A 12,899-nucleotide genomic window follows, 5' to 3' on the forward strand; every position below is an offset into this window, starting at 1 on the left:
AATAATTGATATTGGTGTTTATGCAATTTCACAGGACAATTCGTCTTTTTTTGGAGATCCATATTAATAAAAAAGCCCAAGTCCCGATTGCTATCGGGACTTGGGCTTTTTTATATAGTGACTGAACGGAAACTCGAGTTTGGATTGAAAGCTTCTTTTTTGACTACGCCTGTTGGCGGAGGAAATTAAAAAAACATGGGAGTTTATCCTTATAAATGACCATTTTTTTTAATGAGCGTAACGAAAAAAGAGCAGCTTTCGGACGAGCATTATATAATACTCTTATTTATTCGCTTCAAAAGCTTGCTTAATTAAGAAACTTATATATTGTCTGTGTGCAGTTGTTTCTTTGTTTACAGGTGCAGCTCCCACGACAGCGGCCCCGCCCATCATCCCATTAATACTTTTGAGTGATTGGTATACTGCAGCTTTCGATACATAATCACCACTACCACTATTCATTAAATCTATCAAACGCGTTACATAAGCTGCTTGTAAATTCTGACGAATGGTAATCACATTCGCTCCTTGGTCATCTTTAAATATCGCATTGGTCAAATCGCCTATCATATCGGTCACACTATATTTATTTCCATACTGGCGGCTGTCGGTTAAGCGACGTAAAGTATTACTGTTAAGCAATTGACTTAATACTCCAGATTGTATAGATAATATACGTGAATGTATTTTTGGGTCTTCGGTATTGCCAAAGAAATTGAAACCCCGGCGTTGCATTTGTAAATAAGGATAAAGACTCTGTGCAGCATCAAAAGCATCGGCAGCAAATATATTTTTCGATAATATACTCATGGCTTTCTTTTGGTCGGCCAATGAAACAGGCGTGTAGGGTTGAATAGAACCAACTTGTCCAATAAACCCACGATTTACATATACACCACCTATATAACGGCTTGTCACAGTTGCTGCACTGTTCATTTCCCCTGTCAATATCAAATATCCTTGACGCAATTCATGATAGCTTTGTCCAGGTTTACTATATTTTTCTTTGAGACCATTCATATAAGTATTTACCAATTTGAAACGGGTGTTAGAATAACCCAGAACATCTTTGCTCATATCACCAATATTCACTCGTGGGTCAATACCGTTGAAAGGGCTACGCATATCATCAGCATCATTACCAAAAATAAGTAAAGTGTCATTCGATTTTTCTAAAATTTTGGTGAGTCTTTGTTCTTCTGCACTTGGGTCGGTTGTAGCAGTACTATAGGCGTATTCGATGGCCCAATTATCATAAGGACCGGGTTTGTTGGTAAAGTATAATCCTTGTTTTGCTTTGTCGGCTGTGAGGTTAACCGCAGGGTAATCCATTACAGAAGAAGTGAGACCTAATTTATCGGTGATTGATTTATCGTTCAATTGATCGGGCCAAAGCATTTGACTGGCTTTCATATTATGATTCAAACCCATGGTATGCCCCATTTCGTGCAATACTAAGTAAAATAAACTTTGTTTGATATATTCTTTGGTATCAACTTCTGTGGCACCTCTAGCTGCTAAAGCTGCACGACCAAGCATCATATTGTGTTGCATACATTCGCCAAGTTGGCAACAATGTTTGCCTTTCAAATCTTCTTGCAATTCAGTTTGTATACCTAAACCAGCAGCATTGAAAAGTTTTTCTTGCTTTAAACGGTTGGTCACAAATATATATTCGAGCATAATATCAGCTCCCATAATTTGGCCTGTACGTGGGTTAACAAAGCTAGGCCCGTAACCACCAAAAGGAGGATTTGGCGATGAGGTCCACCGCAACACATTATATCTGATATCGCCAGCATCCCAAGTTGCATCATCGGGTTGTTCGTTTATAATAACTGCGTTTTTGAAACCTGCATTTTCGAAAGCCAAATTCCATCGTTCACCAGCTTCTTTTATAATAGGTCTGAATTCTTTGGGCGTGGTGTTTTCTATCCACCATGTTATGGGTTCAACAGGTTCGCTTATAGTTGCAGTAGGATCTTTCTTCACCAAGTTCCAACGGTGAATCATATCTTTATATGGAGTGGGCGATGAAGAAGTCATATCCTCAACCTCAGTGCTAAAATAACCTACTCTGGGGTCGTCTCGACGGGGAACAAAATCGTTTTTTGGCATTTCAATTAATGTATGTTGCAAGCGGACAGTTACCGAACGAGGGTCAGCCACTTCGCTTCCGCCGCCATTCATAGGCATAGGGTTATCATACACATAATCCACAATCACATCGGTATTGTTTGGATAATTATGTATAGATACATATTTTGATTTTTCTTTATTAAGTCCGCCCAAGCTAAAAAAGAATGCCGCAAAGGGGCTACCCGATGGACTTGGTTTTACTTGGTGCAATGTTTCGCCCATAAATATGCTATTGGCGTCCAACAAATATTCTTCTTTGGTAGTATCATATACAGTAACTTTCAAACTTGCTAATACAGCATCGCTCACATTGGCATCTGCCGATTTGCTGATTGCATTCTGTGGGTCGAAATAAAAGTTTGTGTTTTTGCTAACGAACTCAATTTTATCATAATATTTTTTGAGACCGAACACACGGTTATCTCTGAAGTTACCACGATTGTGCCCTGTTTCTACCAAGCCATTTTCGGTATAGGCAAAATAAATATATTCTTTGCCAATTTGGTTTTTCTTGATGGACATCCACATGCTTCCATTGGTGGTGTCTTGATAAAGAACGAACAGCCCGTCGAATTTTTTACAAGGTTTTACTTTTTCGTCAAAAGTATTTTTCTTTTTTTCTTCAGGCTTCGAGGGTTTTTCATCAGCAGCATGTATGCCGCCAATAGTTAGTAAACAAATTAATGAGTAGATAATTTTTTTCATTTTGGTTATATTGTTGATTATAATTTAGAGGCTACGAAAATAGGGGGGTAATTGTTTCAAAAACTAAAAATAAAAAAACCGTCACAGGGACGGTTTTCCTAAATATTCTTTTATTATATCTTTAATTAGATGTAGCTGAAACTTTTTTCTTTTCTTCTTCTAATAAGTTTTCCCACTCTTTATAATATCCATTTTTGAAATGATTCAGTTTTGACATGTCAACCAAAAATCTTCTACAGTTATCTCGGGGATGAATTTCACGGCGTTTCATAAAATCTGTTTTAGCATATGATGCACCTATTTTACTGAGGGCTTCTCCTTCCGAAAGTTTTGACGTAGATTTTAATAAACTGGATTGCATAAGGATGCTGCAGGTAGAAACATATCTACTTATTTGCCCAAATAATATATCAAGCTCATAGGTCATATCAACTTGAAATTGATGATTTCCATCGGGGGCTAATAGAATTATAGTTGGGAGAATCAATATTTCATGTTTCTTAGCATACGTTGTCCCAAACTCGTAGGCGATATCGCCATTGATGCAAAAATATTTTGGGCCAACAAACTTTCTAACAGAATCGCTTGACATTATTTCGCGGGTGAATTTCTTGCTAGTATAACAGTGCTGAGAATGCAAATATATTAAAATAGGTTTGTTATCCCGCTTGGCATAAGGGATAACCCTTTCTAACCCTTCTTTCGACATATAACTAATACCTCTAACTTCAGAATAAGCTTTTGAGGTAAAGTTGATAAGAATAAATAAAACAATAATATTTCGTAGATTCATTTTTTATTTTTTACAGTACAAAAATAGGTCGAATTTTATACCGAAAACACACATTTTAACTATTGGTATCATATTGTGTCTGAACGGTTCATTATTTTAGCCAATCCATATTTTAGAGGGGTTTAAGATTGAATTTGGGTCAAAAGAGGTTTTAATGGACTTATAGATTTCAATTAAATGCGGGTGAATAAATTTTTGGAAATAGGGTCTTTGCACATGTCCTATTCCGTGCTCCCCAGAAATTGTTCCACCTAGTTCGAAACATTTGGCGAATATTTTTTCAATAGCTTTGGGAATTGTTTGTTGCCAGTATGCGTCCTCCAAATTGTCTTTTAATATATTGATGTGCAAGTTCCCATCGCCAGCATGGCCATATATAATAGTTCGAAAATGGTATTCAGTTTCTATCAAAGCAATTTCTTCCAATAGCTCTGGCAAATGAAAACGTGGTATTACCGTGTCTTCTTCTTTGTATATATTGTTGTGCTTTGCTGCCTCACCTATACTGCGACGTACCTTCCACATATTTTCTTTTTGGTCGGCACTATCGAATGTATAAATTTCCAAACAATTATTTGTATATAATATTTCGGATGCTTGCATTGCTTCTGCTTCCAAAGTTTGAATATGATTCCCATCAAACTCAATTAATAGGAAAGCATTGGAACCTGCAGGGTAATCGAAGGTTCTGCCCAAATAGGTTAATGAAGTTTGTAAAGCCCTTTGTGTTATAAACTCGCAAGCAGAAGGTGTGAGGCCAGCTTGAAATAACTTCGCCACATTTTTGCAAGCATCTACATTGTTTTGGAAACAGGCCAACATCAAAAAATCATAGCGGGGGAGGGGTATTAATTTCAAAACAATCTTTGTTACAATTCCCAAGGTGCCCTCGCTGCCCACCATCAGTTGTGTTATATTATATCCAGTGGAGTTTTTGAGTACATTGGCTCCTGTATTTATTATATCGCCATTGGCCAAAACTACTTCTAAATTGAGCACGTAGTCTTTGGTGGTGCCATATTTTACAGCCTTGGGGCCGCCGCTGCTGTGGGCTATATTTCCACCAAGCGAACATGAACCTTTGCTTGCTGGGTCGGGAGGATAGAAGAGCAGTTTTTCTTTTGCCGCTATCTGTAATGCTTCATTTATAACCCCTGGTTCCACTATGGCCTGAAGGTTTTGCTCATCAATTTGTATGATGCTATTCAGCTTTTTAAGGTTTAGCACCACACCTCCCATCACAGGCAAAGCTCCGCCACTTAGGCCAGTACCAGCTCCTCGTGTGGTAACAGGTATGATGTGTTGGTTACAATACTTTAATATCTTGCTTATTTCTATTGTATTTGCAGGCACAAGTACAACCTCAGGCATAAAAGAAAGATCTTCGGTTTCGTCTTTCGAATTAAGTTCTAAGGTTTCTGCGTCAATATATACATTTTCGAAACCTATTAGGGATTCAAAAAATTCTAAATCTGGCGATGATATTTTTTTATACATATACAATTAGGCAAAAGTATATAATATATATGTGACATGTAGCATTTTAAAATTAACAATAGTGGCTTCAAGTTTGTCTTATAACTTAGTAGCCTCTATATGCAAAGAACTTCGCTACTCATCCTAATTTCGTTGTTGATAAATTCTTGTTTCAAGCATTTTATCAAATCGGATCAAGCAATTGAGAAACATTACAGTAACAAATCGGTGAAACCTGTTTACCACACATTAGATACGCTAGGGTTAAAAGTACATTACGCTACGGTGGGTTCCGATAGCACACTTCCTCTATTGGTATTGGTACACGGTGCTCCAGGTGCATGGTTTCGCTGAATGGCACAATTGGATGATACCATTTTGCAAAAACTTTAGAATGCTGGCACTCGCCAGGCCCGGTTATAATAAATCGCGACAATGTAGAACTGTAAACGATATTGATACCCAAACTCTGGTTCTTACCAAACTTATAGAAATGAACAAGTGGGGAAAGAAAGAAATAGTGATCGGGAGATCGTACGGAAGCCCGATTGCAGCTATGGCCACGGCCCAGCACCCCGAGTGGCAGACCATTTTATAGCATATAAAAGACCTGAATTGGTAAGGGAGGAGTGATGGCACTATTGCCTAAATTGGATTTGGTTCCTAAGAAATAAAACCAAAATACTATGCTCAATAGGTTCAGCAAGCTTGCTGAATAATTATTTCAGCCTCTCTTTGCTAAATAGTAAATACAGTAAAAAAATTACTCAGGACAAACAATCTCGCCCTCGGCAGTCTTCTCACCTTTCTCGCTTTTGGCAGTATATTTATATTTGCCCGGTTTTTTCATCAGCGATGTTTTGTTGCGAAACACCACATCAATGGCACCAGCATATTTGCCTTCAAGAAAAATATAAATTTTACCACAGTCGGTACAATCGCAAGAAAATTCTATCATATCAACCAAACTTTCATCAACCATAGTGGTCGATTTATCGTCCTTTTGTTTAATTGCAGTTACTTTTAAATCCAAATCTTCATTGGGCTTGAAGCTGCTAACAGAAAGCGTAATGGCAGCAATTAAAACAATATATACTAATTTTTTCATAATGATAATTACTTAAAGAGTTATCTTTTAATAGGTGCTTTAGGCGTTTTAGGTTTTGGGCCTTCTTTCTTGGGTTTTTCTGGTAAGCGTTTGGTGATAAAGTTTTTACCTGTAACTTTCACAGTTGTGCGGCGGTTAGACTGATGTTCTGTATCGGAACATTTAATAGAAGGTTCCATTCCTTTTTCTTTTTCACACGCACAATCGTTCACTAAATATGTTTCACCATATCCTTTGGCAGTGAGCCTTTCTTTTTCTACACCGTTACGAATAAGATAATCAACAGCAGAGTCGGCACGTCGTTGTGAGAGGTTGATATTATAATCATATGTCGCACGACAATCGGTATGCGAACCGAGTTCGATAGTGATTTTTGGATACTTATTCATGATACCGATCAGGGAGTCTAATATTAAAGATGCATCTGGACGAATGCGGGCACTATCCAAATCGTAATAAACTCCAGGAACATTAAAATAGTCACCGATGGGCAATTCATCCAAACAAAAATCTTGACGCAGGGTAGTGGAGACTTCAATACCCATCGTAGAAACTTCTTCAACCTTACTATCAATATATAGGTCTTCACGTTTTTGAGCATATAAACTATACTCGGCATTGGGTTTCAAATTGCATTTGGTTTTGTATTCACCTTTAGAATCTGTTTTTATAATAAGCACTTCGCTATTGATACTATTGTTAATAGTAACAGTTGCATTGGCTATGGGTTGTTTATCTACACAACCAACAACTTTCCCCACCAAGCAAATTTCCATGGGTAATAAATAGAAGCGATATATATCGTCTCCTCCTTTACCACCAGGTCTGTTTGAAGTGAAATAACCAGTCTCTCTGGTTTTGTCGCAAATCAAGGCGAAGTCATCCCCGCCAGTGTTTATCGGCCATTTCATATTCTTGGGTTTGGTCCATTCTTTACCAACACCTGCTGAATAAAAAATATCCATTCCGCCCATCCCAGGATGTCCACTTGAGGCAAAGAACAAAGTTCCGTCTTCATGTATCCAAGGATAAACTTCGTCTTTAATAGTATTGATGGTTGGGCCACAATTTACAGGTTCGCCCCAGTCTTTTGTTTTCTTGTTGAAACGTACAAACCAAATATCCAATCCGCCTATGCCTCCATCCATATCACTTACAAAATATAGTGTTTCACCGTCGGGCGAAATAGAAGGGTCGGTTGTTTGATACAAAGAGTCATTATTGAAATTGAGCAACTCAGGTGCTGCGTATTCTTTTCCATTATCTTCGCATGAGTACACTTTACAACGTTTTTCTTTACCATCGCGTCCATTACATATTGTTAAATATATCTTTCCTTTTTTATCTGCCTGGCATGAACCGTCGTTGAATTTGGAATTTATTTTACCTTTTAATAAAACAGGCGTTTTCATTTGGCTTGTTTTCAAATTAATGGTGGTAGAATATATATCTGAAAAACCACCTGAGGTCCAAGGATATTTTACGGTTCCCACACCACCAGGTCTGTCGGAAGTAAATAAGATTTGGTCCTTTTTGTAATAGGCTGGGGCATAATCGAAGTAGCGAGTATTAATTACTTTGCAATTTTCTATACGGTATTTGGGTTTGTCTTTTTTCCATTTTAACGCTTGCTCACTGCCCGCTATCATAATGTCGGCAAGGGAGTCGTTTGGATTAGATTTTTTATAGTTACTGAACTCTACAATAGCTTGCTCATAATGTTCATTCAGCATCTCTATGCGGCCAATATAGTAACCAATCAGAGGGTCGTTGTATTCCTGCTTTAGTGCAGTTCTGAACCATTTTTCAGCATCTTTAAAATTGTCGGCTCTATAATATGCTTCTGCGGCACGATAGGCAGCTTCGGCACGTTCAGGCTTTGTCTTCGACTTGTTATAAACGTTTTTGTATACTTTGGCAGCTTCTCCATAAGCAAGGTTCTCTTCAAGTAGCTTTCCTTTTTGAATAGTATCCTTACCACTACCACAACTAAATCCTAGGATCACTAACGCAATCATCATAATTGCAGATTGCTTGAGCGTTATTTTTGTCATTTTAAAAAAAGTCAGTTTTTGGGTCTCTAAATTGGGTGTCAAATTTGGGCAAAGAATCGACACAAACAAAATTTTATGATTGAACAAATTAAAAAAAATGTTCATAACATGCTGCACCCTTTGATAATTCATGGTTTTATTACTTTGGTTAAGTAAAAAATATTTCCATAATTTTGTTTTTAAAGACTAAATACTACTAAATTTGTACACCCATGACTCATCAAACACCTCATAAAGTTGCCTGCCTCGTCTTAATTTTCATACTTTCCACTTCTTTTATTGGCGGAAATAGCTCCGTAAAACTCGCACGATTGAAATATAGTGGAGGTGGAGATTGGTATGTGAGCCCAACTTCATTGCCCAACCTTATTCAGTTCTGCAACCAAAACCTCGGCACTAATATAATAGAAGAGGAAGACCCTGTAGAAGTAGGTAGTCCAGAGATATTTAATTATCCCTGGGTACATGTAACTGGCCACGGTAATATATTTTTCACCGATACCGAAGCCAAAAACTTACGTAGCTATATGGTAGCAGGAGGCTTTCTCAATATCAATGATAGCTATGGCATGGACAAATTTATCCGTCGCGAAATGAAGAAGGTTTTCTCCGAACTGGATTTTATAGAATTGCCGTACACTCATGGCATATACCATTCCGCTTACGATTTTTCGACTGGACTACCCAAAATACATGAGCACGAAAATAAACCCCCGCAGGGATTTGGACTTATATATGAAGGACGTTTGGTATGTTTTTATAATTTTGAATGCGACCTTGGCGATGGATGGGAAAATGCCGAAATACATAAAGACTCACCCGAGAAAAGAATGAAAGCGTTGCAAATGGGTGCTAATATTGTGAAATATGCTTTTGGGAACTAGTAATCAGTGCCGTTCGGCGTCAAGTACTGACCACTGACCACTGACCGCCGCGGCGGGCTGACTACTAACCACTGACCACTAACTACCGACCACTGGCTACTTCCCGCCGCGGCGGGCTGACTACTAAATAATATAAAATTTAAAATAACTCTGATGTCTTTTTATCACAAACAAGGTCAAGTACCCCGCAAACGTCATACACAATTTCGCAAGCCAGATGGTACTTTATACGCTGAGGAATTGGTAAGTACCGAAGGTTTTAGTAGTATATATTCACTGGTATATCATTGCCATCCGCCCACTTTGGTGAAGAATATTGGCGAACCAATCAATGTAGAACCTAAAGTGGAATTGCACAAAAACTTGCAAAACCGTTCCTTTCTCACTTTTAAAACGGAGCCTTGCGATGATTATATAGAAAGCAGAAAAATATTGATGTGCAACAAAGATTTATATGTTACTGCTGCAGCACCACGCAAATCGACCGAGTATTTTTATAAGAATGCGGATGCTGATGAAGTGATTTTTGTGCATGAAGGTAGTGGAACTTTTAAAAGTGTGTATGGACAATTAGATTTTGCTTATGGCGATTATCTAGTAATCCCAAGAGGTACTATATATCAAATGTTTTTTAATAATGAGCAAAATCGTTTGTTTATTACAGAGTCATTTAGTCCGATTCGTGCACCCAAAAGATATTGCAATAAGGATGGACAATTGCTAGAACATTCTCCTTATTGCGAACGCGATATCAAAACTCCTGACAGGCTTGAAACCAATGATGCCCAAGGCGATTTTAAAGTGATGATTAAGAAACAGGATTTAATATATCCTTATACTTATCAAACACATCCTTTCGATGCCATTGGTTGGGATGGATTTGTATATCCTTATATATTTTCTATTCACGATTACGAGCCTATTACAGGCCGTATACATATGCCACCACCTATACATCAGACTTTCGAAGGAAATAATTTTGTGATATGTTCTTTTGTTCCGCGTTTGTTCGATTACCATCCTTTATCAGTTCCTGCTCCCTACAATCATAGCAATGTGGATAGTGATGAACTATTATATTATGTGGATGGAGATTTTATGAGCAGGAAACATGTAGAACGCGGTATGATATCATTGCATCCTAAAGGTATTCCGCACGGACCACATCCGGGCACGGTAGAGAAATCTATTGGTGCAAAAGAAACCAAAGAACTTGCAGTGATGATAGACCCTTTTCATCCATTACAATTAACCGAGTATGCTATGCAAATGGAGGATAAGGGATATTATAAAAGTTGGGTAGAATAGAATTTAAAAATTGCGATTTACCAATTACGATTGGGCTAACGCAAAATAACTGTAGTTCGTAATTATTATATTATATTTGTTCTACGATTTTAACTTTCAAATTTATAAATTATGTACACCTATAAATTGCATTTACATAAAGAAGAAGAAGGAGGATTTACTGTAATTGTTCCAGCTTTGCCAGGTTGTATTACCTATGGTGAGGATATAGATGAAGCTATTTCAATGGCCAAAGAAGCTATTGAATTATATATTGAAGAGCTTAAGGAGAGGGGAGAGAAAATCCCTGATGATAGTAATACTTTAGAATATTCTCTTAGTATATAACATTATGAATCTTTCTCCAAGAAATCTAATCAAGTTGCAAGAGATGCATGATTTTTTATATAAACGAACAAAAGGATCTCGTCAGATATATTTTAATCCTATTTCAAATAAAACTATTATAGTCCCAATTCAGGGTGGTAGAGTTTTGAAAAAAGAAACTTTTTTAGCAATTCTGAAACAGGCTGAAATAGATAAAAAGGAACTTGAATAAAATTTAGTTATGTGGCGTCCGCCCAATCGTAAATCGTAAATCAACAATCGTAAATAAATTATGGATAACTTCATAACAATCCTCACTTCCCCACAGCCCTTGCAACTTGCCGTTATTCGTGGGCGACTAGAGTCTGAAGGCATTGAATGTTTTATTAAAGATGAACTTACAATACAAGTACAACCTTTTTATTCAAATGCAATAGGAGGGGCAAAGCTACAAGTGAGAGAAAGTGATTTGGAAATGGCTACTGAAATTTTGCGAGAAGGAGGATATATATAAAATAAAGAATTACGTTTGTCGAATTACGATTTAGCTGACGCTAGATAACTGTAATTCGTTCCGCCGGCGGCGAATGACATTCGTACTTCGTAATTCAACAAAATGAACCGCACAGAAATACAAACAAATGCAAATCCTATTATAGGTTTGGAAACCAAAGTACTTACTATAGGTTCGTGCTTTGCTGATAATATTGGTGAGCGATTGCATGCTGATAAATTGCAAACGGTGGTAAATCCATTTGGTACTGTATATAATCCTATCAGTATCTTTGAATTGTTGGAAGCTTCACTTTTGGGTGGCGAGCCAAGTGAAGTGTTATATTATCATGATGGGGAAACATGGCAGCACCATGGCTTTCACTCAATGTATTGGAATTTTGATAAAGAAAAACTAACGCATCAGTTGCAAAAAATATTGACCGATACAGGCAACTTTTTGCGTGAAGCAAATGTGCTTATGATTACTTTTGGAACTTCAGTTATATATAAACTTGCAAGTAATGAAACCTTGGTAAACAATTGCCACAAAAGGCCAGCAAAGGATTTTGAACAAGACATTTTGGAATTGCATGCTATGGAAAAAGCATTTGCGGTACTATATAAAATAGTAAAAGAAGAAAATCCCAAACTTAAAATCATTCTCACTTTAAGTCCAGTAAGACATTTGAAGGATGGCTTGGAATTAAACGCTATTAGCAAATCATTGCTTAGAGTTTTGTGTAGTAAATTAGCGAACGAAAAAGATATATTATATTTCCCTGCCTACGAAACCATGCTCGACGATTTGCGTGATTACAGTTATTATAAAGAGGACTTATTGCACCCCAATGATAGGGCTATAGATTATATATATCATAAATTTGGCGAGCAATATTTCACTGCAGACTATCATACATTTATACACAAATGGCAAAAGTTCAAACTTCAGTTGGCCCACCGTCCACTTAAGCCTGGCACCAAACAGCACCTCAAGTTTTTGCAAAACCTATATAGTGATTTGCAGTTGCTCAATCAAACTGTGGATGTGAAAAATGAATTGGAAGAAGTGAATGTATTGATGAAGGTTTATTAAATCATTTACGCACACGTTGTCGCCGTTCTGCGAACGGTGACTTGAATAGAAAGTAGGGTTGCAACCCGGCAAAAGTAGAATCCCTTTGCCACTGAACATTTGTCATCGTCAGAAAACATATCTGATTCGCGTGTCTTATGGAAGGGTGGACACTCATACTTTGCAAGTATATATTTTAAATATCAAGGCTAGGGATATACTTTTTCCAGGTCTTAGAGCTTGCAGTTATGAAACAGTAGTTATAGTAAGTTACCTTTCGCAGAAAGGTGACAACGTGGGGTTCACCATCATTCAGAGTCTGGCTTGGAGACAAAGAATTTCATGAATCGTAGATGTAGTACCGACACTCAATACATAATAGTCCAAAATAAGGGGACTAATCCCCCGCTTAATCCCGATAATTATCGGGATTAAGCGGGGCTTTCGGGATGTAGTTCGGCATTACCATTCTACAACGGAAGTTAAACCATACTTTCAAGTAAAATCAACCGTTTCAGCCGATTTTTTTTGCCATTATTTACTACTTAACTAACAATTC

At 37.4% G+C, this 12,899-nt stretch carries 13 protein-coding genes; 8 read left to right on the forward strand and 5 right to left on the reverse strand.

Going from position 1 to position 12,899, the window contains the following annotated elements; translation table 11 throughout:
* Positions 1-282: 282 nt before the first annotated feature.
* The 3 genes from SGJ10_11475 to SGJ10_11485 form a co-directional block, all read right to left on the reverse strand.
* Positions 283-2,844, reverse strand: a complete 2,562-nt coding sequence (locus SGJ10_11475) for a zinc-dependent metalloprotease (GenBank protein MDZ4758739.1) — start codon at positions 2,842-2,844, stop codon at positions 283-285.
* 121 nt (positions 2,845-2,965) lie between these two features.
* Complete coding sequence (locus tag SGJ10_11480; protein ID MDZ4758740.1) at positions 2,966-3,637, reverse strand: thioredoxin family protein; 672 nt, start codon at positions 3,635-3,637, stop codon at positions 2,966-2,968.
* A 96-nt stretch (positions 3,638-3,733) separates the two neighbouring features.
* The gene (locus SGJ10_11485; protein ID MDZ4758741.1) at positions 3,734-5,134 is read right to left on the reverse strand and encodes an FAD-linked oxidase C-terminal domain-containing protein; all 1,401 of its coding nucleotides are present in this window, start codon (positions 5,132-5,134) and stop codon (positions 3,734-3,736) included.
* 99 nt (positions 5,135-5,233) lie between these two features.
* On the opposite strand from SGJ10_11485, the gene SGJ10_11490 reads away from it, so the two are divergent.
* Together SGJ10_11490 and SGJ10_11495 are read left to right on the forward strand one after the other, a co-directional pair.
* Positions 5,234-5,467: a hypothetical protein gene (locus SGJ10_11490; protein ID MDZ4758742.1), complete on the forward strand. Its 234-nt coding sequence runs from the start codon at positions 5,234-5,236 to the stop codon at positions 5,465-5,467.
* 40 nt (positions 5,468-5,507) lie between these two features.
* The gene (locus tag SGJ10_11495) at positions 5,508-5,711 is read left to right on the forward strand and encodes an alpha/beta hydrolase (protein ID MDZ4758743.1); all 204 of its coding nucleotides are present in this window, start codon (positions 5,508-5,510) and stop codon (positions 5,709-5,711) included.
* A gap of 165 nt (positions 5,712-5,876) precedes the next feature.
* On the opposite strand, the gene SGJ10_11500 is transcribed toward SGJ10_11495, so the two are convergent.
* Positions 5,877-6,221: a hypothetical protein gene (locus SGJ10_11500; protein MDZ4758744.1), complete on the reverse strand. Its 345-nt coding sequence runs from the start codon at positions 6,219-6,221 to the stop codon at positions 5,877-5,879.
* Positions 6,222-6,241: 20 nt separating this feature from the next.
* Positions 6,242-8,275 carry an OmpA family protein gene (locus tag SGJ10_11505; GenBank protein MDZ4758745.1) on the reverse strand — a complete coding sequence of 678 codons (2,034 nt, stop codon included), beginning with the start codon at positions 8,273-8,275 and terminating at the stop codon, positions 6,242-6,244.
* 212 nt (positions 8,276-8,487) lie between these two features.
* Between SGJ10_11505 and SGJ10_11510 the strand changes: the two genes are divergently transcribed.
* The 6 genes from SGJ10_11510 to SGJ10_11535 all read left to right on the forward strand — a co-directional run bounded on the left by SGJ10_11510 (position 8,488) and on the right by SGJ10_11535 (position 12,361).
* Positions 8,488-9,159, forward strand: coding sequence for a DUF4159 domain-containing protein (locus SGJ10_11510; GenBank protein MDZ4758746.1), 672 nt, complete (start codon positions 8,488-8,490; stop codon positions 9,157-9,159).
* A gap of 153 nt (positions 9,160-9,312) precedes the next feature.
* Complete coding sequence (locus SGJ10_11515) at positions 9,313-10,467, forward strand: homogentisate 1,2-dioxygenase (protein ID MDZ4758747.1); 1,155 nt, start codon at positions 9,313-9,315, stop codon at positions 10,465-10,467.
* 111 nt (positions 10,468-10,578) lie between these two features.
* Positions 10,579-10,794 carry a type II toxin-antitoxin system HicB family antitoxin gene (locus SGJ10_11520; GenBank protein ID MDZ4758748.1) on the forward strand — a complete coding sequence of 72 codons (216 nt, stop codon included), beginning with the start codon at positions 10,579-10,581 and terminating at the stop codon, positions 10,792-10,794.
* Positions 10,795-10,798: 4 nt separating this feature from the next.
* Positions 10,799-11,005, forward strand: a complete 207-nt coding sequence (locus tag SGJ10_11525) for a type II toxin-antitoxin system HicA family toxin (protein MDZ4758749.1) — start codon at positions 10,799-10,801, stop codon at positions 11,003-11,005.
* Positions 11,006-11,065: 60 nt separating this feature from the next.
* Positions 11,066-11,287, forward strand: a complete 222-nt coding sequence (locus SGJ10_11530; GenBank protein MDZ4758750.1) for a DUF2007 domain-containing protein — start codon at positions 11,066-11,068, stop codon at positions 11,285-11,287.
* 102 nt (positions 11,288-11,389) lie between these two features.
* Positions 11,390-12,361, forward strand: a complete 972-nt coding sequence (locus SGJ10_11535; GenBank protein MDZ4758751.1) for a GSCFA domain-containing protein — start codon at positions 11,390-11,392, stop codon at positions 12,359-12,361.
* Positions 12,362-12,899: the final 538 nt, after the last annotated feature.

The organism is Bacteroidota bacterium (assembly GCA_034439655.1).
Classification (GTDB): domain Bacteria; phylum Bacteroidota; class Bacteroidia; order UKL13-3; family UKL13-3; genus CANJUD01.

Bases quoted from the DNA above. Each gene is read 5' to 3' on its own strand.
- SGJ10_11525 (MDZ4758749.1), top strand. From the start codon at position 10,799: ATGAATCTTTCTCCAAGAAATCTAATCAAGTTGCAAGAGATGCATGAT.
- SGJ10_11485 (MDZ4758741.1), bottom strand. From the start codon at position 5,134: ATGTATAAAAAAATATCATCGCCAGATTTAGAATTTTTTGAATCCCTA.
- SGJ10_11500 (MDZ4758744.1), bottom strand. From the start codon at position 6,221: ATGAAAAAATTAGTATATATTGTTTTAATTGCTGCCATTACGCTTTCT.
- SGJ10_11520 (MDZ4758748.1), top strand. From the start codon at position 10,579: ATGTACACCTATAAATTGCATTTACATAAAGAAGAAGAAGGAGGATTT.
- SGJ10_11530 (MDZ4758750.1), top strand. From the start codon at position 11,066: ATGGATAACTTCATAACAATCCTCACTTCCCCACAGCCCTTGCAACTT.
- SGJ10_11515 (MDZ4758747.1), top strand. From the start codon at position 9,313: ATGTCTTTTTATCACAAACAAGGTCAAGTACCCCGCAAACGTCATACA.
- SGJ10_11480 (MDZ4758740.1), bottom strand. From the start codon at position 3,637: ATGAATCTACGAAATATTATTGTTTTATTTATTCTTATCAACTTTACC.
- SGJ10_11475 (MDZ4758739.1), bottom strand. From the start codon at position 2,844: ATGAAAAAAATTATCTACTCATTAATTTGTTTACTAACTATTGGCGGC.
- SGJ10_11510 (MDZ4758746.1), top strand. From the start codon at position 8,488: ATGACTCATCAAACACCTCATAAAGTTGCCTGCCTCGTCTTAATTTTC.
- SGJ10_11490 (MDZ4758742.1), top strand. From the start codon at position 5,234: ATGCAAAGAACTTCGCTACTCATCCTAATTTCGTTGTTGATAAATTCT.
- SGJ10_11535 (MDZ4758751.1), top strand. From the start codon at position 11,390: ATGAACCGCACAGAAATACAAACAAATGCAAATCCTATTATAGGTTTG.
- SGJ10_11495 (MDZ4758743.1), top strand. From the start codon at position 5,508: ATGCTGGCACTCGCCAGGCCCGGTTATAATAAATCGCGACAATGTAGA.
- SGJ10_11505 (MDZ4758745.1), bottom strand. From the start codon at position 8,275: ATGACAAAAATAACGCTCAAGCAATCTGCAATTATGATGATTGCGTTA.